The sequence below is a fragment of the Mesorhizobium sp. M4B.F.Ca.ET.089.01.1.1 genome (genome assembly GCF_004022605.1).
Classification (GTDB): Bacteria; Pseudomonadota; Alphaproteobacteria; order Rhizobiales; family Rhizobiaceae; genus Mesorhizobium; species Mesorhizobium abyssinicae.
The window spans coordinates 1-787 of the sequence record NZ_RZOS01001038.1 but is presented as its reverse complement, the minus strand read 5'-3'; the positions used below and the strand labels follow the sequence as shown (position 1 = coordinate 787).

The 787-nt window shown below is 67.7% G+C and carries 1 protein-coding gene; it reads left to right on the top strand.

The annotated features are described in order from the left end of the window. The coding region (locus EN780_RS35865) for an ABC transporter permease (protein ID WP_133372935.1) at positions 1-719 on the top strand (719 nt) is incomplete at its 5' end. Between the last annotated feature and the right edge of the window lie 68 nt (positions 720-787).

Here is a 787-nt window from a genome sequence, read left to right as displayed (position 1 = left end):
GGATGGCGTGCGCGGCCGCGGCTTACGGGCCGCTCGGGTCGGTGCTCGCCATCCCATTCGGCATTGTCTGCGGCATCGCGATCGGCGTCGTCAACGGCATCGGCGTCGCTTACCTGCGCATCCCCTCGATGATCATCACGCTGGCCACCAATGCCGTCGCGCAAGGGCTGATGGTGGTCTACACGGGAGGCTTCTCGCCGCAGGATTCGGCAACGCCGGCGATGCGCTATCTGGCGACCGGCTTTGCCATTCCGGCGGTGCCCAACGCCGTCATCATCTGGGCGCTGATCGGAGCGGCCATGGTCTTCCTGCTGACCCGCACCGGCTTCGGCCGCGCCGTCTACGGCATCGGCAACCGGGAGCGCGCCGCCTATCTTTCGGGCATCGACACACGCCGCGTGGTGATGGTCGCCTTCGCGGTTTCGGGCGGGCTCTCGGCCTTTGGCGGCGTGCTTTTGGCCGGTTACGCTTCGAAGGCGGCGCAGTCGATGGGCGATGCCTATCTGTTGCCGTCGATCGCTGCTGTTGTGCTCGGCGGCACCTCGATCCTTGGGGGACGCGGGTCCTACCTGGGCACCGTCGCCGGCGTCATCCTGATCACGCTTCTGCAGTCCATCCTCTCGGTCATGCAGATGCCGGAGGCAGGGCGGCAGATCGTCTACGGCGTGGTCATCGTGGTCATGCTTCTGCTCTACGGCCGGGCGCCGGCGAGCCGCTGACCGTGACCGAAAAAGCTGGACCGCTGCCGAGCGAGGCACGGACGAGCGACGCCCGACCGCCACTGGCC